Below are 22,197 nucleotides of genomic sequence, written 5' to 3' on the forward strand. Positions count from 1 at the left end.
GATGCCGTACGCCGTCGATTTCCCTCGGGTCTATCTAAGCTTCGACGATGGACCGGATCGCGAGTGGACACCGCGCATCCTGGACATGCTGGAAGAGGTCGGCATGCGAGCGACATTTTTCATGATCGGTCGACAGGCGCAACGCGCGCCTGAACTGGTGCGCCGTATCGCCGCCGACGGCCATGCGGTCGGCAATCACACCTACAGTCATCGGCATCCCTGGTCGATGGGGGAATGCGCCGCTCGTGCCGAGGTGCGTGACGGCGCAAATGCCTTGAGCGAGCTGCTCGGACAGCCGCCGCGCCTGTATCGCCCACCGTATGGACGACAGCGAACCTGCATGAGCGAGCAGGCACGGACACAGGGTGAGCGGCTGGTGCTGTGGAATCTGAGCGCCGTTGATTGGGGACCATGGGGCACAGCAGGACGCATCAGGCGCCGCCTGGCGCACGTACGAGAGAACGATGTCGTACTGATGCACGACGGCCGTAATCGGCACAATCGGCCCGATGAACTTGGGCGGATGTTGCCGGGGTTCCTGCGGGCGCTGGCGCATCGCGGCCTGTGCTCCTGCAGTCTGTCATGACTTTGAGACGGGTGCGCCGAGCGCCACCAGAGTTGACTTTCTTGCCAGGAGTGCCGTCGTTCTGCCGGGGGAACTGTACGTGGGATGCTACCGTTTGGCTGGAACGGAGGCTGCTGTTTCGCCTCTCGGCGGGGCATCCCCGCCGAGAGGCGACTGTCCCGCCGGGACTTGCCATCCTGTTCGGATTCACTGTTTTTCCGAAGCTGACCTTTCCGCCCGTGGAGCGACACGCTGGATCGCCAGTTGCTTTTCGGCTTGGGGAGCAACCTGAGGCACTATATTTACCAGCCAGGCGGAGGTCTTTTGTGGTTCGCCGGTTTTCAGCCAGCTGAATACCAGTTGGTGCCATAGAATGCGCTGTACATAATTGCGCGTTTCGTTGTATGGAATATTCTCTATCCAAATGTCGGCGGCGATGGCGCGGGCAGGCAGCCATCGGGCGGATGCGCCAGGACCGGCGTTGTAGCCGGCCAGTGCCACAATCGTCTGTCCATTGAACCGATCGATCAGCTCGCGCAGATAGGCGGCGCCCAGCAGGACGTTTGTCCGGGGATCGAACAGATCCTGGATCTGCGGCGCGGGCCGTTTCCACTGGCGTGAGATACGGCGTGCGGTTTCCGGTAGCATCTGCATCAGGCCACGCGCGCCGGCCGATGAGACGGCATCGCTACGGTACAGGCTTTCCTGGCGTATCACGCCATACACGAGTTCGCCGGAGACGCCCGAGAACCGCTCGGCGGCGGCCACTTCCATGTCATAGGGTCGCGGATAAAGTACTTCATAGGCATTGAATACACGATGCTGTGTCGCCGTCGCGACAGCCTGGTCATACCAGCCCCAGCGCCTGGCGAGATGGATGGCCTGGGGACGCGTCTCATCGGGCAGGATACCGAGCCCGTAATTCCATTCGGCGTGTGCCTGCGCTCGCATGTTCAAGCGCAGTAATTCACGGCTGCGCACGAATGCCGGCTGTCGCTCGATCCGGCGAAGCAGAACGTCATCGCGCACCAGTTTCTCGGGATGCGGCGCCAGCGCTTGGCCGAGATGTGCGGCGGCCATCATCGAATAGAAATTATCATCGGGTAGGATGGACTGGTACAGGTGCTGCGCCAGGTCGGTGTCGCCGGTCTGCTCGGCGGCTCGGCCTGCCCAGTAGCGCCAGCGTGCCAGGCCTCGTTGCTGGTCGGTCATAGCTGCAATGGAGCGGGTGACCAGAGGCCAGTCTTGCGCCCAAAGCGCTGCACGCGCCTGCCATTCGAGCCCGGTATCGTCCAAGTCGGCGGGTTGTACACGCCGGAAGTAGGTCAGTGATTCGGCTCGCCGGTCCCAGGACAGGGGCAGCGCCAGCGCCAGCGCGTAGCGGCTGACCGACGAAGGCGTCAGATTTCGAGCGTGTACCAGCGCCTCGTAACGCACGATCGCGGCATCCCGATCGGTGCGGGCGAGTCTTGTCCAGCCGGCAAGCAGCCCTTCCGCATCGATCTGCCTCTCAGGTGCGGCGATCAGCGCGTCGATCTGAGTTCGGGGATTCTGCAGCAGCGCTGCCCACTGCCGCAGCGGCGCTGCGCGCTGCTCGGGCAGCGCCGCCATGATCTGCCGGGCGAAGCCTGGATTGTTTTCCCGCAGTGCCAGTTTGACGCGCCGTTCGATCAGCTGCGCGGTCAGTTCGCCCTGGTCGCGCAGCCAGTCGAACGGCACCTGGCAGTCCGGAATGCTCCTTGGCGTGAGCCATCGTGCAGCGATCAGGGGCACCAGCCCCACGGTGCGATCCAATGCGACGCGGGCATGGAGCGCGTGGCATTCCAGGACGCTGTCGGCGTGCTCCGCGCCTTGGCCGGCCTCGGCATGCTGCAGGAATTCGGTCCACTGCCGGCGCTTCGCCAGGCTCGCGAGCCACACCCCGCGCAGGCCGGCCGCGACGGGCTCGCCTGCGTGGTGCATCAGAAACGACGCGGCGTGCTCATCCGCTGCGCCGAGTGTTTCATCGGACGTCTTGCCCGGCGCTGCGGCGACATCGGCCAGCGCGCGACGAATGCGCGCGGCCTCCAGGTAGGGATACAGGGGATAGCGGCGCAGCATCTCGTCGTCGGGTGCCGGTTCGCGCTCCGTGTCTACGCGGGCATAGGCCTGTCGGAAGGCCTCCCTCGCCTGCGCAAGCGAATCTGTCGCGCCCTGTGCCGGCACCACATTCATGGGCAGGATGCCCAGGGACAAAATCAGAGACAGGAACCGTGGCATGCGGATGTGCAATCTACGGCTTGGGTGAGAGGCGGGTCGAACATCGATGAGATTCATGTCCACAGCGTATCGGCAAGCGGCAGCGGCGGCCATCGTGGGAGATCGTCGATATGTCTCCAGGGACAGGATCGTCGTTTGCGGCAGTCTCTGTCGTACCGGCCGGTGCCGGCCGCTTACCTATAGGCCGTCTTGCATATAGCCTGAAATAAGCGGATTCTTGCCGAGTGAAACTGTACATCGAATGGATCGAATCGCCTCTTGGAACCTTGCTCGCCGCAGCTACGCCAGAGGCCTTGCATTTGCTCGAATTCATCGATGATGAGGACATGCGCAATGCCAGGCTGGGTGCATTGCGGATCCGCTATCCTGAACTTCAGGTCGCTGCCGAGGCAGGGCGCTCGGGCTATGAACCGCTCGCGCAGCTGCGGCTGCAACTGGCGGAGTATTTCCGAGGAGAGCGCCGGGCGTTCGATTTGCCGCTGGCCTATCCGGGTACCGCGTTCCAGGAGAAGGTATGGAAGCTGTTATTGCAGATACCCTACGGGGAAACCTGGTCGTACCGGGAGCTTGCCGCACGAGCCGGTAACGACAAGGCAGGCCGGGCGGTCGGCACGGCCAACGGCATGAATCCGATCTCGATCGTGATCCCCTGTCATCGCGTCATCAATGCCAACGGAGCACTGGGCGGCTACGGCGGCGGCTTGTGGCGCAAGCGCTTGCTGCTCGACCTGGAACGCAGGCAGGGACGCATGGAATTTGAACGCAGAGTGAACGGAGCCGGTTGACGGTCGTTTGCGCAGCATCAGCCGCCGGCGGCACACGCGTTGATCTCGAAAGGGTTGCGGCGGCAGACGAAACTCTGCTGGGCTAAAGACCGGCAGGGATGAGAGAATCTCTCGAGGATCAGGCAGGGAAATTCGGGCTGGGGGACCCTGGATAGGGAACTCGGGACGCTGCGCCGGTATCCAAGCAAAAAGCCTGAAGACACGAGGTGCATTCATGTTCATGCGGAAGCCTGCGGCGGCGTTGGTGATGGTCCTCGCATTTATGATTGCGGGCTGCGCATCGACACGCGGACCGAAGACGCGTATCGATTACGACAAGGCAGCGGATTTCTCGGTCTATCGAAGCTACGGTTTTCCTAAGGAGACCGGCACCGATCGCGGCGGGTATTCGACCTTGATGACCAGCTACTTCAAGGGCTCGATTTCGTCTGCCATGGAAGCTCGCGGCTACAAGTACGACGCGGAACATCCCGATCTACTGGTCAATTTCTTTATGAACACTCGCGAGCGTACTGAGATACTTTCCAGTCCGCGCATGTCGATGGGCTACGGTTACTATGGCTACCGCTACGGCTTGTACAATGCCTGGCCGATGTATGACGAAGATCGCACCGTGACATACCAGGTCGGCACCATCAACGTGGATATCGTCGATGCCGAGAAAAAACAATTGATCTGGGAAGGCGTCGCGGAAGGGCGGGTGTCGGATGAATCGATGGCCAATCCGAAAGTGACCATCAATGCGGTCGTCACCGAGCTGATGCGCAGCTATCCCGGCCGTCCGGACATGTAAATCGAAATTGTTGCGCCGGCGGCAAGAGCCGGATTCCGCCGCTGTGCGCCTGGAAGCGCGCAGCGGCGGGCCGATCTCAGTCGTCCATCAGGAAACTGCGCAACTGCTCGCTGCGGCTGGGATGACGCAGTTTACGCAGCGCCTTCGCCTCGATCTGACGGATGCGTTCGCGTGTGACGTCGAACTGCTTGCCTACCTCTTCCAAGGTATGGTCGGTATTCATGTCGATGCCGAAACGCATGCGCAACACCTTTGCTTCGCGCGGCGTCAGTCCTGCCAGCACCGAATGAGTCGTTTCGCGCAGTGATTCCATCGTCGCCGAATCTATTGGCGAATCAACGGGAGTATCTTCGATAAAATCGCCCAGATGCGAGTCTTCGTCATCGCCGATCGGGGTCTCCATCGAGATGGGTTCCTTGGCGATCTTCAGGACGCGGCGGACCTTGTCCTCCGGCATTTCCATGCGTACGGCCAACTCTTCAGGCGTCGGTTCGCGGCCCATCTCTTGAAGCATTTGCCGGGAAATCCGGTTTAGCTTGTTGATCGTCTCGATCATGTGCACCGGAATGCGGATCGTGCGCGCCTGATCGGCGATCGAACGGGTGATCGCCTGGCGAATCCACCACGTGGCATAAGTCGAGAACTTGTAGCCGCGGCGATATTCGAATTTATCCACGGCTTTCATCAGGCCGATATTGCCTTCCTGGATCAGGTCCAGGAATTGCAAGCCGCGATTGGTGTACTTTTTGGCGATCGAGATCACCAGGCGCAAGTTGGCCTCGACCATTTCCTTCTTGGCGCGCCGTGCCTTGGCTTCGCCCACGGCGACTTCCCTATTGACCTCTTTGATCTCCGCTATCGTCAGGTGCACGCGTTTCTCGAGGGACTCGAGCTTCTGTTGGTGGCTTTCGATATTCTCGCGTAATCGAGCGAGTGCTGCCGAATGTTTGCGCTTGGCACGGATATGCTTGTCCAGCCATTTGGTATTCGTCTCGTTCTTCGGGAACGTAGAGATGAAGTCCTTGCGCGGCATGCCGGCATCGCGCACACAAATTACCATGATCTGTTTCTCGAGGTTACGAACCTCGGCAACATGATCGCGAAGTTGAATAATCAATGCATCGAACATTTTCGGCGAAAGCTTCAATTCCATGAATTCGCCGGCGAGTTTCTTGCGCAACTTCTGGGTTTTTGGTTCCCGTCCTCCCTTCTCGCCCAGCGCCTTCAGCGTCTGCTGGTGGAGTTTGGCAATGGACGCGAAGCGGCGCGCCGCCTCCTCGGGATCCGGTCCCGTATCCAGCGATTCTTCCTCGGAGGAGTCGCCGTCGTCATCCTCGCTCTCCTCGGGTTCCTCGGCGGCCGCCAGCTTGGGATTGACGGGAGCGGCAATCTCATCGGGTGCATTGGGATCGATGAAGCCGGTGATGACATCCACCAGGCGTCCCTGTCCTGCCTTCACCTGTTCATACTGACCCAGGAGAGCCTCATAGGTCATCGGATAGCTGGACAGGGCGCTGCGCACCGTATCCAGACCTTCCTCGATACGCTTGGCGATACGGATTTCGCCTTCGCGGGTCAGTAGTTCGACCGTGCCCATCTCACGCATATACATGCGTACGGGGTCGGTCGTGCGGCCGAACTCGGCGTCGACGGTGGCAAGTGCGGCGGCTGCTTCCTCGGCTGCCTCTTCGTCGGCAACGACCGGTTCGCGCAGCAGCAGCGTCTCGGACTCGGGGGCTTTCTCGTAGACCGGAATGCCCATATCGTTGATCATATTGACGATATCTTCGATCTGTTCAGGATCGACGATTTCGCTGGGGAGATGATCATTGACCTCTACGTAGGTCAAAAAGCCCTGCTCTTTGCCGCGGGCGATCAGCAGCTTCAGTTGCGACTGACGCTCATCGGCGATCTGTGCCGGTTCCTTTCTTGCTGCTAGGGTTTTGCTCAAGTTGGAGGCCCTCGAAGGGTGGCAGAGCGGGCTGAAAAAGACCGCGCAGTTTACTTAGATCGATTTGCGGGCGCCAGGGTTCCTGGATATTTACTGCTGTCCACATTCATGCGTCCGCCGCGCGCCCGCATGGCTACTGAATACTAAATAATTAAAATTCAGCGGCTTATGTTCATTGATGCCGCGGCGGGAGCGGGGTATCGCGCCATGGCGGTCTCTGGTTTGTCATCCACTGCCGGTATCCGGCCCGTCGAGCGCCGGACTCATCGCCGGTGCAAGGCGGGAGGGTGCCCCCGCGGCCTCACCAGTAACGCTTGTAGTTCCGCTTGTTCCGTCTCGTCCAGACCGGGACCGGTCCGTTTCCGGAGCAGCTGAATTTCACGCATCAGGTTGCTTTCCTCGGCCAACTGCTGGATCGCACCTCGCAATTCGCTTGCCGCCCCATCCATATCCCGGATCAGAGGTTCCTGGGTAGCCAGCTTGGCCAAAGCCCGTATGTCGGGGCGGTTACGCCAACGTTCAAGCAGGGTGCCAGTGGTTGCACAAGGCTGTGCCTTCAGAGTCTCGATCAACTCGACCAGCAAGGCCGCTCCCGGCCGCTCGAGGCGGGCGAGCGTGGCCGTATCCGGGATGCAGTTGGCTATCTGCGGGTAGTGCACCAGCAGACGAATGGCCTGACGGACCAGGCTGTGCCGTCCGAGGTGGGTGCGGGGGTGAGGTGAGGCAGAGGTGTCCGTGCCTGCCGCCACGCCGTCCTGGCGATGCAGAGCGACGTTGAGCCGCGCACGATCCAGGCCTACGGTCCGGGCGACCGCATCGGCCAGCAGTTCACGGTACAGCCCCACAGGAATCCGTTCGAGCAGCGGTCGTGCAAGTTCGCCGAGCCTGGCGCGGCCGTCCAGACTTTGCAGGTCGACCTGCGCACTGAGATGGTTGATGAAATACTCCGATAGCGGTACGGCGCCTCCAAGACGTTCCTCGAAAGCCTCGCGTCCTTCGGCGCCGACCAGCGAATCCGGATCCTGCCCGTCGGGCAGGAACAGGAAGCGGATCTGACGTCCTTCGCGCATCTGGCTCAGGGAATTCTCCAGCGCCTTCCAGGCCGCCGCTCGTCCGGCCCGGTCGCCGTCGAAACAAAAGACCAACTCATTGCACAGGCGAAAAACTCGTGTCAGATGATCGGGTGTCGTGGCCGTCCCCAGGGTGGCTACGGCATAGGCGATGCCCGCCTGGTGCAGGCGGATCACGTCCATATAGCCCTCGACGATCAGCAGCCGGGGCAGGATCCGCGAGGCCTGTCGCGCCTCGTACAGCCCGTAGAGTTCCCGGCCCTTGTGGAACAACTCGGTTTCCGGCGAGTTCAGGTACTTCGGCTCGCCCTTGTCCAGCACCCGCCCGCCGAAACCGATCGTCCGGCCCCGAGCATCGCGAATCGGAAACATGACTCGATCGCGAAAACGATCGTAATAGCCGGCGGAGCCTTCTCTTGGGCTGGGTTTACGCTCACGTTCGACGATCAAACCTGCCCGCAGCAGCTGTTGGCGGTCCGAATCTGATCGGCCCAGCGTGCGGGTCAGAAAATCCCAGGCGTCCGGTGCGTGGCCCAAGCCGAAATTGGCCGCGATTTCGCCATCCAGGCCGCGAGCTCGAAAGTAGTTCCTGGCACGTTCGGAATTTTCAAGTTCACGGCGATACAGCCGTGCAGCTTCCTCCAGGATGGCGAATAGACCATCGCTCGTCGTCGGGCGGGCGATGGCGCGATTCTCACGCGGAACTTCGAGTCCGACGCGCTCGGCGAGATCCTCGACAGCTTCGACGAAGCTTAAATGGTCGTGCTCCATCAGGAAGCCCAGCGCAGTGCCGTGCGCGCCGCAGCCGAAGCAATGATAGAACTGCTTCTCGGGGACGACGGTGAACGACGGAGTCTTTTCACCGTGGAAAGGGCAGCAGGCTTTGAATTCCTTACCGTGCTTCTTGAGAGGCACGCGCATTCCGATCAACTCGACGATGTCCGCTCGAGCGATGAGTTCGTCTATGAAATGCTGGGGAATGCGTCCGGACACGGCGGCAGTGGCAAGCGGGAAAATGGCAAGAATATGCCGTGCGGCCGCGCAGTCAAAGCCATGGAACGCATGGCATGCGTCGATCGCCGGATGGCGGGTCCAGGAGACGCCCGACGGGCGGGCCCCGGCGCGACGCCGGGAAGTTTAGCCGCTGAGGCGTGTCTTGAGTTTGGCGCTGGCTGCAGCCATATCGGTGCGGCCTTGAATCTTCTGTTTCAGGATCGTCATGGCCTTGCCCATGTCCTTGATCGACACGGCGCCGGCTGCGGCGATCGCCTCCTGGATCAGGGCGTCGACTTCGGCATCGGAGAGCTGGTCGGGCAGGTAGCCCTGCAGCAGTTCGATTTCCTTGTTTTCCTTTGCAGCCAGATCCTCGCGGCCGCCGCTGAGGAACTGGGATACGGATTCCTTGCGCATCTTGATCATTTTTTCGACGATCGCCAGGATCTGCGCATCATCCAGATTGATGCGTTCATCTACTTCGCGCTGTTTGATCGCCGAAGTGATCATGCGGATCGTGCCCAGGCGTTCGGCATCCTTGGCGCGCATGGCCGTCTTCATGTCTTCCGTGATGCGCTCTTTCAGAGACATGGCCGGGACAGGAGTGAATTTCCTAGGCGGGACGGATCAATACATGCGGGCGCGCATGCCGCCACGCGCATTGGGATCGCGATTGGCGCGCTTCATGTGGCGCTTCACAGCTGCCGCCTTTTTGCGTTTCCGTTCCTGGGTCGGCTTTTCGTAGAATTCGCGTCGGCGCAGCTCGGTCAGTACGCCAGCCTTTTCGCAGGCGCGCTTGAAGCGCCGCAGAGCGGCATCGAAATACTCGTTTTCTCGGACGCGAACACTCGGCATCGCTACCTCTTGATCAGCCGGACTGACTCGATTATTGGACTGGATTACTGGGCGGCTCGATTACTCGGGCCTCCCTCGAGAGCGCGCGCAAGCGTGCCGCGGCATCGGGGTGGCCGAAGAACGTGACAGTTTAATGAGACAGGATGGGAAAATCAAAGCGGGTTTTCAATGCGGCGGGCTTTCCGGACCTGCCCAGGCCGGGGCGATCCGGTGGATGGCCCGGAAAAATAACCCAGGCAGCCAGTCCAGGCAGCTGGCCCAGACTGATGACTAGAGCGCTCCGGCGGGCCGCCCGCCGCACCGGTCGAAACGATTCCATACGATCCGAAACTCCGATGTGCAACCATAAGAGTATGAAAGTACTAGGTATCGAAACCTCCTGCGACGAAACCGCCGCCGCCGTCTATGACGGTGAGAGAGGTTTGTTGTCGCATTGCCTGTACAGCCAGGCGCAGATGCACGCCGAGTACGGTGGAGTCGTTCCCGAGTTGGCCTCGCGCGATCATGTGCGCAAGCTCCTGCCTCTGGTGGAGCGCGCGCTGTGTGAGGCTGCGCTTGAACCCGAGCAGATCGATGCGGTGGCCTATACCGCCGGCCCGGGGCTGGCAGGAGCCCTGCTGGTGGGCGCCTCAGTGGCCCGGAGCCTGGCGTTCGCCTGGGATTGTCCGGTGGTCGGGGTGCATCACCTGGAAGGGCACCTGCTGGCACCATTGCTCGATGCGGATGCACCCGACTTTCCGTTCCTGGCGTTGCTGGTTTCCGGGGGGCATACCTTGATTGCACAGGTGCGAGGACTGGGCGATTACGAAATCATCGGCACTTCGCTCGACGATGCGGCCGGCGAGGCGTTCGACAAGACTGCGAAACTGCTGGGGCTGCCTTATCCTGGCGGTCCGGCTCTGGCGCAACTGGCCCGGCAGGGGCGCGCAGGGCGGTTCCGCCTTCCTCGCCCAATGTTGGATCGTCCTGGCCTGGATTTCAGCTTCAGCGGCTTGAAGACCGCCGTAGTGGTGGCGACGCGCGGCGTCGAACTCGATGCCCAGGGACGGGCTGACGTGGCCTGCGAATTCCAGCAGGCAGTGGTCGATACCTTGCTCGCCAAGTGCGTGCGCGCCATCGCACAGACCGGGCTGTCTACTCTGGTGGTAGCCGGCGGCGTCGGCGCAAATCGAGCGTTGCGCCAGGCGCTTACGACATTAGGCGAGCGTCGGGGTGTGCGCGTTCTTTATCCTCGCCCGGAGTTCTGTACGGACAATGCCGCCATGATCGCGTACGCTGGCTACCGACGCCTGATCGAGGGCGAGCAGGATGGACTGCAGATCCGCGCCGCCGCGCGTTGGCCGCTGGATACCTTGCGGCCTCCGGGGAAAATGTGTAGGGCGGCGGTCTGACTCACGGCGGGATTAAGGCCTTCAATTTTCATGGACAAGATTTTTCTTAGCGCATTGCGCGTAGATTGTGTCGTCGGCATCTGGGAATGGGAGCGGCGGGTCAAGCAAACCGTCATTATCGACCTGGAAATGGCTGCCGATGTGCGCCGCGCTGCCGCCACCGACCATATCGACGATACGCTCGATTACAAGCGCGTCGCCAAGCGATTGTTGTCGTTCGTGGCGGATTCCCGCTACCAGTTGGTGGAAACGCTGACGGAGAGCATCGCTCGGCTGTTGGTTACCGAGTTCGGGATCTCCTGGGTCAAGGTGCGCTTGAACAAGCAGGGTGCGATCCGCGGTGCGCGTGACGTGGGTATCGAGATCGAGCGTCAATCCTCGGATTATCCGGCGGGTCAAGGGCAGGAATGCCGGCCGCACGATCCGGAGACGGCGGGCATCGGTAGGGTCGCCTCCGAGGGAAGTGATCTGGACAGTCGAGGGATGGTCGAGGTGTTCGTCGCTGCCGGCAGCAATATCGAGCCGGAGAAATACCTGGACCGGGCGCTGCAGGCGCTCGAGGGCCGCTTCGGGCCGTTGAAGGTCTCACCGGCGTATCGCAATCAGGCGGTTGGATTCGAGGGGGCGGATTTCATTAACCTGGTCGTCGGTTTTGACAGCGATCTGCCCGTCGAGGCGGTGCGCGACCAATTGCAGCAGATCGAGGCTTTGTGCGATCGCCCGCCGCAGGCGCCTCAATGGGGACCGCGAACCATGGATCTGGACATCCTGCTATATGGCGATCGGGTGAGCGATTTGCCCGGACTGGTTCTGCCGCGGCCGGATCTGCTGCGCCGGGATTACATGCTCAGGCCACTGGCGGCGATTGCCCCGGACCTGTGCCATCCCACGGCACTGCGGACGATGCGCGAATTATGGGAGTCCTTCGATGCGGGTGCGCATTCCTTGCAGGAGATCACCATCCCACGCTGCGACCTCCGTCGACAGCCAGAATCTGGCCTGTGACATAAGGGGCATTCTTGGCGAAAAACAGGGCGGCGCGCACGATGTCCTGCGGACAGCCACTGCGCTTGAGCAAGGTTTTGGAGACGATCTCCGCCTTGAGCGATTCATCCATTCCGGCATCCGGCCACAAAATCGGTCCGGGGGCGATGCCATTGACACGGATTTCCGGACCTAGTTCGCGTGCCAGCGCTCGTGTCAGCATCGCCAGTCCGGCCTTGGCGCTGGAATAGATCAGATGGTCCGGCAGGGGACGTTGCGCGTGGATATCGATCATATTCAGGATCAGTCCCGCTCCGGCGCGCAGTGCTGGCGCCGCCGCCTGGGCCAGGAAAAACGGTGCGCGCAGGTTCGTGCCCATCAGGTCTTCCCACTGCGAGGCCGATACGCCACCCAGCGGGGTCGGATAGAAGGACGAGGCGTTGTTGATCAATATGTCCAGCCGGCCGAAGGCCGCCTGAATCCGGGTTACCAGTTCGGCCAGCGAAGCTGTGTCGAGCAGATCCGCGCCGACCGCTACGGCCGAGCCGGCGCGTGTTTGGTTTAATTCCGTCATCAACTGTTCCGCATCCTGGCGCGAACGGTAAAAATGGATGCCTATGTCGGCACCCTCGGCGTGAAACCCGCGGGCCATGGCCGCACCCAGGCGCCGGGCGGCACCGGTGATCAGCACGACGCGCCCCTCGAGGTCGTCCGCGGAGGTTCTGTCTGCCTCGGCACCGACGCCGGTCAGTGCCGCAATATGCCTCTTTCCAGGCTCGATCGAATGATTCATGGACACCATGTTCGCCGAACTGCCGCACGATGCAAACTCCCCGGCAACGCCCCGGGTTGCCACCACCTGGTTGTCGCCCCAGCTTCCTTGGGGTGAGGATATGAATAAACCCGAAAAAATGGCGTGGGTGGGCACGGCATGAGCATACCGATGGCACTGCCGGCGCTATCGGCGCAGGAGCAGGCTCACAGCGAACGGCTGGTCGAACGCATCCGTGGCGAGATCGAACGCTGCCATGGCTGGATCAGTTTCGAGCGATTCATGGAAATGGTCCTGTACGAACCCGGACTGGGCTACTACAGCGCCGGTGCCGTCAAACTCGGCACCTGCGGCGATTTCATCACGGCACCCGAGATTTCTTCGCTGTTCAGCCGCTGCCTGGCGAATCAATGCAGCCGGATTTTCGAACATCTGGGTGGGGACGACGGGCCGGCCGGCGCCGGGAGGAGCGACGCCGGCATCCTCGAACTGGGGGCGGGTTCCGGCGTAATGGCAGCGGATATTCTGCTGGAACTGGCGGCTCAGGACCGCTTGCCGGCGCATTATGACATCCTGGAGGTGAGCGCGGATCTGCGCGAGCGCCAGCGGGCCACGTTAGCGCAGCGCGCTCCCGAAATGCTGGCGCGTGTGCGGTGGCTGGACCGGTTGCCGCGGGGTTTTCGTGGCGTGGTACTGGCCAACGAGGTGCTCGACGCCTTGCCGGTGCAGCGTTTCCGGATCCGGGGCGGGCAGGTGTATGCGCTGGGCGTGACCTGGCAACTGGGACGGCTCGACGGATCGGAGGTGCTCGCCGACACTGCGTTGGCAACGGCGGTACGCGGCATCGAGGCGGCACTGGGTGAGCCGCTGCCCGAGGGCTATTGCTCCGAAATCAATCTGCGTCTGGCTCCCTGGATCGCCGGGATCGGCGACGCCTTGGAGCAGGGCGTGGTGCTGTGTATCGACTACGGACTGCCGCGGCGCCAGTTCTATCGGCCCGAGCGCGGCGAGGGAACCTTATTGTGCCATTTTCGCCAGCGGTATCACGATGATCCGCTGGTGCATGTCGGTTTACAGGACATCGGCGCCTGGGTGGACTTCACGGCCGTGGCCGAAGCGGCGGCCGCCGCCGGGCTCGAGGTGGCGGGATTTACGACTCAGGCGCATTTCCTCATCGGCAACGGCCTGGAACGGTTGCTCGCGCCCCGGGGAGAGGATGAGGATCTGGTCGCGCGGGTGCAGTTGTCCCGCCAGGCCATGCTATTGACTCTGCCCGGTGAGATGGGTGAGCGTTTCAAGGTAATCGGCTTGGCATCGAATTTTTCCGCGCCGCTACAAGGTTTTCAGGTCAGGGACCTGTCTGGCAGTCTCTGAGCGGCCGGATCCGGGCATGGGTGAGTGACGCTGAGCCAGCGGCTTGGTTTTGCTCCGGCTATGCGCCGGCGGCGTGATCCTTCTTGAAATCCCGCAGCGCCTCGAGGCGCGCCCGCCGTAGCCGCCTGGCGATCTGGGGACCCTTCAGGCCTTCACGGGCGCCGGCATCCAAGACGATGGCAGCGGCCGCCTCGCGTGCCCGGCGCAGATAGTCGGCCTGCGGATAGGAACGCTTTTCCAGGCCCTTGCGTCCCCGTGCATCCGCTTCGCTCGCCAGCAGGAACTGCTCGAAGCGTGCCGGGCGTCGGAACGCGTCGGTGTTTTCCAGCAGATCCAGCAGGGTCGATGCCCTGAGCTCCAGCGCACGGTGCGCATGCAGATGGTAGCGTGCGGTGAGCACCCCTAGTTCTCGATAGGCATTCGGTACGCGCAGGCGCTCGCAGAGTTGCTCGACCAGCGGCACGCCGCGTTGTTCGTGCCCAATGTGGCGCGGCCACTCGTTGCGCGGGGTGACGCCTTTGCCGAGATCGTGCACCAGCGTGGCGAAGCGCACCACCGGATCTTCGCTGAGCCGGGCGGCTTGTTCCAGGGCCATGAGCGTATGGATGCCGGCATCGATTTCCGGATGCCATTGCGGCACTTGCGGCACGCCGAACAGCGCATGAATCTCGGGAAAGATGATCGGTAGCGCCTGCGCGTCGCGCAGCACTTCCAGGTAGCACTGCGGTGCCGGCATGGCCAGGGCGCGGCGGGTTTCCTGCCAGACCCGTTCGGGTACCAGCGCATCCAACTCGCCGCGGGCGGCGATGCGGCGCATCAGCGTCAAGGTTTCGGGGGCAATGCGGAAACCCAGCGGGGCGAACCGGGCGGCGAATCGGGCTGTACGCAACACGCGCACCGGATCTTCGATGAAGGCATCCGAGACATGACGCAGCCAGCGCTCGCGCAGATCGCGCTGGCCGCCGTGGGGATCGATCAGCTTGCCGCTGTCGAGATCGCGCGCCATCGCATTGATCGTCAGATCACGCCGCTGCAGATCCTGCTCTAGAGTGACATCGGGCGAGAATGAGGTATCGAAACCGCGGTAACCTGGGCCGGTTTTACGTTCCGTGCGCGCCAGGGCATGTTCTTCGGCGGTCTGGGGGTGCAGGAAGACGGGAAAATCCTTGCCCACCGGACGAAAGCCTCGGGCGATCATTTCTTCCGGGCGGGCGCCGACGACCACCCAGTCGCGCTCGCCCACGGCCAGTCCCAGCAGTTCATCGCGTACCGCACCGCCCACCAGATAGATCTTCATGCGGCAAGTGTAGCGGGCGGGTCCGGGCTTGCGCAGACTGCGTCCGTGCGTGGACCGTCCCGTGCGATGCTCGTTCATGCGCTCCCACCTATGAGATCCTGGAATACTCGAGCAGATGGCGTCTGTCGTCCTGCATGGGAATACGGCGTCCCAGGCCAATCCTGCTCAGCCAAGAGCACTGCCCATGGTATCGCATGTTCACGAATGATCCGGATCGCCTGCCGCAGCGGCAGTCTTACGGGTGCGGCGCTTCGTTCGTCCCCGGGTTCCGTGACAGGATCGAGTACTGGCTGCGCCGCCGGGTCGGCGGATGGCGGCCATTGGCGCGCTGGTTGCTGCCGGTCTGTGCCGCCATGGTCTCCTCGGGCTGCTATCTGATGCAGGCGGCGGCCGGGCAGATGGAGATCACTGCCCGGCGCCAGCCCATCGCAACGCTGCTTGCCGATGCGAATACGCCTGCGGCCTTGCGTGGACGGCTTGCGTACGTGGCCGAGGCGCGCGACTTCGCGGTGCGCGAGTTAGGCCTGCCGGACAACGGCAGCTATCGCAGCTATGCCGATCTGGAACGCCCCTATGTGGTATGGAATGTGTTTGCGACCGAGGAGTTTTCGGTCGAGCCGCGGCGCTGGTGTTTCCCGATCGCAGGCTGTGTCGTTTATCGCGGTTATTTCAGCGAGGCGAGTGCGCAGCGCTATGCACGCCGCCTGCGAGCGGCCGGCAAGGACACCGCGGTCAGCGGTGTGTCCGCCTATTCCACCTTGGGGCATTTCGATGATCCGGTATTGAGCACGATGCTGGGCTGGAGCGATGCGCGGCTGGCGGCAACCGTGTTTCATGAGCTGGCGCATCAGGTGATCTACCTGCCGGGTGAGTCCCGGTTCAATGAAAGCTTCGCGATGGTGGTCGAGGAGGCGGGCCTGGAGCGGTGGCTGATGCAGCGAGGACAGCCTGATGAACTGGCCGATTGGCGCCAGCGGCGTCGACGTGAGGCGATGTTCATCCGTGCGTTGCTACATACGCGTGAGCAGTTGCGCAGCCTATATGCATCCGACCTGCCGACGGCACGCAAGCGCGAGCGCAAGCAGTATGCCTTCGGTCTGCTGAAGCTCGAGTACGCCAGGATGCGTGAAGTGTGGCACGGCAGCCATGGCTATGACGCCTGGTTCGATCGCACCTTGAACAATGCGCATCTGGTACCGGCGGCGACCTATCACGGCTGCGTGCCAGGCTTGCGGCGCCTGCTCGCATCGGTGGGCGGCGATCTGCCGCGCTTTTACGAACGGGTACGTATGTTGGCGAAGCTGGATCGGGCGACGAGAGAGCGGGAGGTTTGCGGCGATTTGCACGATTGGCGTGAGGGTTCCGCTCATGAACCTTTTTCAGCCATGCATTCTCTTGATGCATGGCTGAAAAAGGTTCATGAGCGGAACGGCCGTCCCGATGTGGCTTCCGATCGAGAAGGATGACGGGAAGGCCATGAGCGGAACTGCCCCCCCAAGGAGGTTTGCGGCCGGCGCATCCTGCGCCGGCGTTCGCGCCGCCGGAGGGCGGGTTCAACCTTTTCGACGGGAAGCATCCCTGCCGCCTGCATCCGGCCGGCGCATCCTGCGCCGGCGTTCGCGCCGCCGGAGGGCGGCGCTCACCCTACCGGGAATACCAGGGTGGAGTTGCCGCGGCGGATGGTGATCGCGAAGGCGTTCACATCCTTCACTGCGTTGCGCAGTTGCTCGATGGTCGTGACGCGCACTCGTCCCACCGCCAGAATGATGTCGTTCGGACGCAGGCCGCTGCGCGCCGCGGGACTGCCTTCCGCGACACTCTGGATCAGTACGCCGACATTGTTGTCGGCGGTGGCTAGGGACGCGCCCTGGAAGACAGGGTGGATCTCGGCGGCACCATTGCCATCGGCGCTGCCGCGATCGCTGATGATAGCGGTGAGCCGGCGTGGCTTGCCCTCGCGCAGCAGACCGATTTCGATCCTTTCGCCGATGCACAGCAAGCCGATGGCATTACGCAGTTCGGTGGAGCTGGCGACGCCGCGGCCGTTGACCGATGTAATGACATCGCCCGCCTTGATGCCGGCTTTTTCAGCAGCGCCGCCTTCCACGACCTGGGAGACCAGCGCACCGCGGGCGTTGCCCAGCCCGAGACTCTCGGCGATCTCCGGAGTGAACTGGTTGGCGAGCTGCACGCCGAGCATGCCTCGCTTGACTTCGCCGTATTGCACCAGCTGGCTCATGACGGCCTTGACCATGTTCGAAGGAATCGCGAAACCGATACCGATGTTGCCGCCGCTGCCGGAAAAGATCGCGGTATTGATGCCGACCAGCTGTCCTCGCAGGTCGACCAGCGCGCCGCCGGAGTTGCCCGGATTGATCGGCGCATCGGTCTGAATGAAGTCCTGGTACGACTCCGGATTGTTGTCCGAGCGCCCCAGGGCGCTGATGATGCCGGAAGTCACGGTGTGATTCAGTGCGAAGGGATTGCCGATGGCGAGTACGAAGTCTCCGACCTCCGCCGCGCTGGAATCCGCCAGCGGCATCTCGACCAGGTTCTTCGCCTGGACCTTCAGCACGGCGACGTCCGAGGGCTTGTCGCGGCCGACGATCTCCGCCTTGATCTGACGGTCATCCAGCAAGGTGACGGTGATTTCGTCCGCGTTTTCGATGACGTGCGCGTTGGTGATGATGTAGCCGTTCTTTGCGTCGACGATCACGCCGGAGCCGGCACTCTGGAAGCGGCGTTCGCGCGGCGCCATATCGGGTGCATCGAAGAAGCGGCGAAAAAAAGGATCTTCTAGCAACGGATTGCGCGGACGCTGTTCGCGCACGGTGCCTCGCGTCGCGATATTGACCACGGCCGGGGAAGCCTTCTTGACGATCGGCGCCAATGAAGGCACGGGTGTCGAGCCGACGCTTTCCGGTAGCTGCGCTGCTGCGGTGGTGCTCAAAAAGATCAGGGCGGCGGTGACGAGCCCGAAAGCCTGCTGTCTCATTTAATCACGATCCTATTGGTTGAAAACCTGGGCACGACGCCGGAGGCGATGGCTGCGCACTCCCCGATCGGCGGTCCCGCAAACGGGGTCCTCGGATGTCGGGTTTCCGGCGCTGCTTGTCCGGCTCTCCTGGATGACCGGCAAACGGCTGATTCCGGAGGTGCCCGCGATATTCCGATTCTAGCAACACCGTACGGACTGTCGGCAGAGTTCCGTTTACCGGAGTTATGAGGCAGGTGATCGGCATTTCGTCGGGCCGACATTAAACGAGGGATTTGTGGATAAGCCTGTGGGCGACCGTTGGAAAACCTATGGGCAGCCTGGGTCGAAGTTGTGAATGACCTGTGTTTTAAAAGCACAAGATATTGTGATTATGGGTTTTTAGGTCTGAACGTATAAATGCCCGCTTGACAAGCCAGATCCATTTGATGAATTTCGTAAATATATGTTTTTACTGTATTATTTATAGATATATACAAGCGGTTTTGATCTTGACGATACTGTTTCGGCAGATTAGGCTCCCTGTCCTGACACAATATGTTGTGTTTTGCAGCTGGCCCGCCGGCAATGCCGGCGATTTGATCCGACGACGATTACAAATCGCGAATCGCATCGCGAAAAATGTCCGGCCGCAAATCCTCATGGGTCAGATGGAGTTCTGTTCGAGCCGTCACCGCAACGGGGGAGCCGGTGCAGGGCAGGGAATGAATTGGGCCGACCCTTCGATTCGGGAGCAGCGCCGGTATGAAAACCGCGATTAAACTAGAACCCATGGACGTCAACAGCATTCCGTTCCAGGAGGCGTCCCGCGACATCTGGGAGCAGAAATACCGCTTGGCCGCCAAGGATGGAACGCCGATCGATCAAAGCATGGACGAGACTTATCAGCGCGTGGCGCGTGCGTTGGCGGATGTCGAACGGGAAGAGGTGCGCGAGCACTGGTATGAGCGCTTTCTGTGGGCGTTGCGCAAGGGCTCGATTCCTGCGGGCCGCATCATTTCGAATGCCGGCGCATTGGAGCACAAGCCCTCCACCTCGACGATCAATTGCACCGTGTCCGGCACCATCCACGATTCGATGGACGATATCCTGGCCAAGGTGCACGAGGCGGGTCTGACCTTGAAGGCGGGCTGTGGTATTGGCTATGAATTCTCGACGATGCGTCCTCGTGGCGCCTATGTGTCCGGTGCCGGTGCCTATACCTCCGGTCCGCTGTCATTCATGGATATCTACGACAAGATGTGTTTCACGGTATCCTCGGCCGGCGGTCGCCGCGGCGCACAGATGGGCACATTCGATGTCGGTCATCCCGACGCCATGGATTTCATCCGTGCTAAACGTGAGGCCGGCCGTCTGCGCCAGTTCAACCTGTCGCTGCTGGTCACCGATGAATTCATGCAAGCGGTCAAGGCCGACCAGGACTGGAAACTGGCCTTTCCGGTCTCTTTGCGCGAGGCGGGGGATGAGGATTTTCATGATCCGTCGAAGTATGTGTGGCGCGAGTGGCCGATCAAGGAAGGTTATGTCACGAACGACTCGGGCCAGGTGTGTTGCAAGATCTACAAGGTCCTGCCGGCACGGCGCATGTGGGATGTGATCATGTCCTCCACCTACGATTTTGCGGAACCCGGCTTCGTGTTGATCGATCGTGTCAATGAAATGAACAACAATTGGTGGTGCGAGAATATTCGCGCGACCAATCCTTGCGGAGAACAGCCGCTACCGCCCTATGGCTCCTGTCTGCTTGGTTCGGTGAATTTGACGCGCTTTGTGCTCGATCCATTCACGGAGAATGCACGTTTCGATTGGGAGACATACCGGGACGTCGTCAAGGTATTCACGCGCATGCTCGATAACGTGGTCGAAATCAATGGTCTACCGTTGGGACAGCAACGCAACGAGATCACGCGCAAGCGCCGCCACGGCATGGGTTTTCTCGGTCTGGGTTCGGCAATCACCATGCAAGGCATGAAGTACGGCTCGCGCAAATCGGTCGCCTTCACTCAGAATGCGGCGCGCGAAATGGCGATCGCAGGCTGGGAGGAGGGCCTCGCGCTGGCGCGAGAGAAGGGGGCAGCGCCGATCCTGCTGGAGGAGTTCGAGGTGACGCAGGAAATGCTGCATAAGCGTCCAGAGATGGCACGCGATGGCTGGCGCGTCGGGCAGACGATACCTGGACGTATCCTGCACGCGAAGTACAGCAGATACATGCAGCGTGTCGCCGAGGCGGCCCCGGAATTGGTCGACGAGCTTGCAGAAGTCGGCGCGCGCTTCACACACCACAGTTCGATTGCGCCCACCGGCACCATTTCGTTATCGCTGGCGAACAACGCATCCAATGGCATCGAGCCGTCGTTCGCGCACCATTATTTCAGGAATGTGATTCGCGAGGGCAAGAAGTCCAAGGAAAAGATCGATGTGTTCTCCTTCGAACTGCTGGCGTACCGCGAACTGATCAACCCGCGGGCCATGCCGAATTCATCGAATCCCGCGGAACAGTTGCCGGATTATTTCACGACGGCGGAAGACATTACTCCCAAGGAGCATGTCGACATCCAGGCTGCAGCGCAGCAGTGGATCGACTCTTCGATCTCCAAGACGGCGAATGTGCCGACAGACTATGACTATGAGGATTTCAAGGATATTTATTTGTACGCCTACGAGCAGGGACTGAAGGGCTGTACGACGTTCCGCTTCAATCCTGAGGCATTCCAGGGCGTACTGGTCAAGGAGGAGGATCTGAAGAATACGACCTACGTGTTTACGCTCGAGGATGGAGCAGAGATCAAGGTCAGAGGCGACGAGGAGATCGAGTATGACGGTGAGATGCACACGGCTGCGAATCTCTTTGACGCATTGAAAGAAGGGTATTACGGGAAATTCTGAGAAAAGGTTCGTCGGGGCGTCCGGCCATGATATGCCACAGCATACCTCGGCGCCGTTTTCCAGGTGGCACATCATCCCGCGCTCGGGCAGCGGATCAGATCGCCGAGAGCGGCCAGGAAGCCGTTGAGGACATTAGATTATGAGCTTCACCAAGATCGATAAGAAAATCGTCAAGTATCGGGTCGAAAGACCTGAGGATAAGCCGGCAGTAAAATCTGCTCCGGCCGAGACCGCCCGCAAGGATTCGAACGTGGTGTGGATGCACGAGAAGCTCGAGCGTCCGGAAGTACTGGTCGGATCGACCTACAAGATCAAGACACCGGTGTCGGATCACGCCATGTACGTGACGATCAACGACATGATCCTGAACGAGGGCACGCCTCACGAACAGCGCCGGCCATTCGAGATTTTCATCAATTCCAAGAATCTGGATCACTTTCAATGGATCGTGGCGCTGACACGCATCATTTCGGCGGTATTTCGCAAGGGCGGCGACGTCACCTTCCTGGTCGAGGAACTCAAGGCCGTGTTTGATCCGCGCGGCGGCTATTGGCAATCCGGCGGCAAGTTCATGCCTTCGATCATCGCCGAACTCGGTCATGTCATCGAAAAGCATCTGCAGACCATCGGTTTGCTGAAGGTGCCGGAACTGGATGAGCATCACCGGAAGCTCATCGAGGAAAAGAAGGCCGAGTTCGAAGCGCGCAACAAGCAGCAGGATGCCTTTGCCAAAAGCCACTTTCCCGAAGGCGCACAGCTTTGCGGAAAATGCAGCACCGCCGCCGTGGTGCTCATGGACGGCTGCATGACCTGTCTGAATTGTGGGGATTCGAAGTGCGGGTGAGCTGGGTGCGCGATTTCCCAGTTGAGGTGTGTGGGTTTACGTTTGAATCGCGACTTTTGTACGTACAGTTGCGACTTTTGACCCCATAAGTTGCGACTAGTTGGCTATGTAAATCAATGAGTTACATGAGGCGTGACACCAACAGATGCGACTAATCGATCTGGAGCGCCAAAGAGGGCGTTCAGGACGGCTCAAAACGCCAATTCAACGGTGATCTGGGGACTAACTCATTACCACCTACGCCCCGCATTTGCGGGGCGTTTTCTTGGCGGTTCGCCCGGCACGGGCGCACTCTCTCGAAGACGAAAGTCCTTCCCTGTAAGTTGATCACAGCGAACAAACTGAAACGCAACTGCATGAGGACGTCGAAGAGCCGGCCGGTA

At 61.2% G+C, this 22,197-nt stretch carries 18 protein-coding genes; 10 read left to right on the forward strand and 8 right to left on the reverse strand.

The genetic code is table 11. The features are described 5' to 3' along the window. The first annotated feature begins 1 nt into the window (after position 1). Positions 2-586 (forward strand): polysaccharide deacetylase family protein, encoded by a 585-nt coding sequence (locus ACG33_RS01085; RefSeq protein ID WP_066917976.1) that lies wholly within the window; start codon positions 2-4, stop codon positions 584-586. A 186-nt stretch (positions 587-772) separates the two neighbouring features. Here the strand turns inward: ACG33_RS01085 and ACG33_RS01090 are convergent, their stop codons facing one another. Continuing rightward, positions 773-2,824 (reverse strand): lytic transglycosylase domain-containing protein, encoded by a 2,052-nt coding sequence (locus tag ACG33_RS01090; protein ID WP_066917977.1) that lies wholly within the window; start codon positions 2,822-2,824, stop codon positions 773-775. Between the two features lie 224 nt (positions 2,825-3,048). On the opposite strand from ACG33_RS01090, the gene ACG33_RS16635 reads away from it, so the two are divergent. Both ACG33_RS16635 and ACG33_RS01100 read left to right on the forward strand, forming a co-directional pair. Beyond that, complete coding sequence (locus ACG33_RS16635) at positions 3,049-3,609, forward strand: methylated-DNA--[protein]-cysteine S-methyltransferase (protein ID WP_066917978.1); 561 nt, start codon at positions 3,049-3,051, stop codon at positions 3,607-3,609. A gap of 214 nt (positions 3,610-3,823) precedes the next feature. Next, positions 3,824-4,402, forward strand: a complete 579-nt coding sequence (locus ACG33_RS01100) for a DUF4136 domain-containing protein (RefSeq protein WP_066917982.1) — start codon at positions 3,824-3,826, stop codon at positions 4,400-4,402. 76 nt (positions 4,403-4,478) lie between these two features. Here the strand turns inward: ACG33_RS01100 and rpoD are convergent, their stop codons facing one another. The 4 genes from rpoD to rpsU all read right to left on the reverse strand — a co-directional run bounded on the left by rpoD (position 4,479) and on the right by rpsU (position 9,271). Next, entirely contained in the window at positions 4,479-6,353 is a 1,875-nt protein-coding gene (gene rpoD, locus ACG33_RS01105) for an RNA polymerase sigma factor RpoD (protein WP_083536321.1), read from the reverse strand. 263 nt (positions 6,354-6,616) lie between these two features. Continuing rightward, on the reverse strand, positions 6,617-8,416 hold the full coding sequence (dnaG, locus tag ACG33_RS01110) for a DNA primase (RefSeq protein WP_066917983.1): 1,800 nt from the start codon (positions 8,414-8,416) through the stop codon (positions 6,617-6,619). A 144-nt stretch (positions 8,417-8,560) separates the two neighbouring features. After that, on the reverse strand, positions 8,561-9,007 hold the full coding sequence (locus ACG33_RS01115; RefSeq protein WP_066917988.1) for a GatB/YqeY domain-containing protein: 447 nt from the start codon (positions 9,005-9,007) through the stop codon (positions 8,561-8,563). Positions 9,008-9,043: 36 nt separating this feature from the next. Next, positions 9,044-9,271 carry a 30S ribosomal protein S21 gene (rpsU, locus tag ACG33_RS01120; protein ID WP_066917990.1) on the reverse strand — a complete coding sequence of 76 codons (228 nt, stop codon included), beginning with the start codon at positions 9,269-9,271 and terminating at the stop codon, positions 9,044-9,046. Positions 9,272-9,624: 353 nt separating this feature from the next. Here rpsU and tsaD point away from each other — a divergent pair, with 353 nt between their 5' ends. Beyond that, complete coding sequence (gene tsaD / locus ACG33_RS01130; RefSeq protein ID WP_066917995.1) at positions 9,625-10,662, forward strand: tRNA (adenosine(37)-N6)-threonylcarbamoyltransferase complex transferase subunit TsaD; 1,038 nt, start codon at positions 9,625-9,627, stop codon at positions 10,660-10,662. Positions 10,663-10,692: 30 nt separating this feature from the next. Further along, complete coding sequence (gene folK, locus ACG33_RS16425) at positions 10,693-11,667, forward strand: 2-amino-4-hydroxy-6-hydroxymethyldihydropteridine diphosphokinase (protein WP_210399127.1); 975 nt, start codon at positions 10,693-10,695, stop codon at positions 11,665-11,667. Here folK and ACG33_RS01140 read toward each other — a convergent pair. Then, entirely contained in the window at positions 11,618-12,298 is a 681-nt protein-coding gene (locus tag ACG33_RS01140) for a pteridine reductase (protein WP_066922638.1), read from the reverse strand. The genes folK and ACG33_RS01140 overlap by 50 nt on opposite strands. Positions 12,299-12,437: 139 nt before the next feature. On the opposite strand from ACG33_RS01140, the gene ACG33_RS15960 reads away from it, so the two are divergent. Beyond that, positions 12,438-12,581 (forward strand): hypothetical protein, encoded by a 144-nt coding sequence (locus ACG33_RS15960; RefSeq protein ID WP_157071621.1) that lies wholly within the window; start codon positions 12,438-12,440, stop codon positions 12,579-12,581. Beyond that, the gene (locus ACG33_RS01145; protein ID WP_066917996.1) at positions 12,578-13,792 is read left to right on the forward strand and encodes a class I SAM-dependent methyltransferase; all 1,215 of its coding nucleotides are present in this window, start codon (positions 12,578-12,580) and stop codon (positions 13,790-13,792) included. Before ACG33_RS15960 ends, ACG33_RS01145 begins: the two co-directional genes overlap by 4 nt. A gap of 58 nt (positions 13,793-13,850) precedes the next feature. Here the strand turns inward: ACG33_RS01145 and ACG33_RS01150 are convergent, their stop codons facing one another. Next, a complete protein-coding gene (locus tag ACG33_RS01150) occupies positions 13,851-15,089 on the reverse strand; it encodes a multifunctional CCA addition/repair protein (protein ID WP_066922640.1) in 1,239 nt (412 codons plus the stop codon). Between the two features lie 194 nt (positions 15,090-15,283). Here ACG33_RS01150 and ACG33_RS01155 point away from each other — a divergent pair, with 194 nt between their 5' ends. Next, on the forward strand, positions 15,284-16,555 hold the full coding sequence (locus ACG33_RS01155) for an aminopeptidase (RefSeq protein WP_083536322.1): 1,272 nt from the start codon (positions 15,284-15,286) through the stop codon (positions 16,553-16,555). Between the two features lie 173 nt (positions 16,556-16,728). On the opposite strand, the gene ACG33_RS01160 is transcribed toward ACG33_RS01155, so the two are convergent. After that, positions 16,729-18,084, reverse strand: a complete 1,356-nt coding sequence (locus ACG33_RS01160) for a Do family serine endopeptidase (RefSeq protein ID WP_066917997.1) — start codon at positions 18,082-18,084, stop codon at positions 16,729-16,731. Between the two features lie 744 nt (positions 18,085-18,828). On the opposite strand from ACG33_RS01160, the gene ACG33_RS01170 reads away from it, so the two are divergent. Both ACG33_RS01170 and ACG33_RS01175 read left to right on the forward strand, forming a co-directional pair. After that, positions 18,829-20,970, forward strand: coding sequence for an adenosylcobalamin-dependent ribonucleoside-diphosphate reductase (locus ACG33_RS01170; protein ID WP_066918000.1), 2,142 nt, complete (start codon positions 18,829-18,831; stop codon positions 20,968-20,970). 139 nt (positions 20,971-21,109) lie between these two features. Beyond that, on the forward strand, positions 21,110-21,814 hold the full coding sequence (locus tag ACG33_RS01175) for a TSCPD domain-containing protein (RefSeq protein WP_066918006.1): 705 nt from the start codon (positions 21,110-21,112) through the stop codon (positions 21,812-21,814). Positions 21,815-22,197 lie beyond the last annotated feature (383 nt).

The sequence above is a fragment of the Steroidobacter denitrificans genome (assembly GCF_001579945.1).
Taxonomy (GTDB): domain Bacteria; phylum Pseudomonadota; class Gammaproteobacteria; order Steroidobacterales; family Steroidobacteraceae; genus Steroidobacter; species Steroidobacter denitrificans.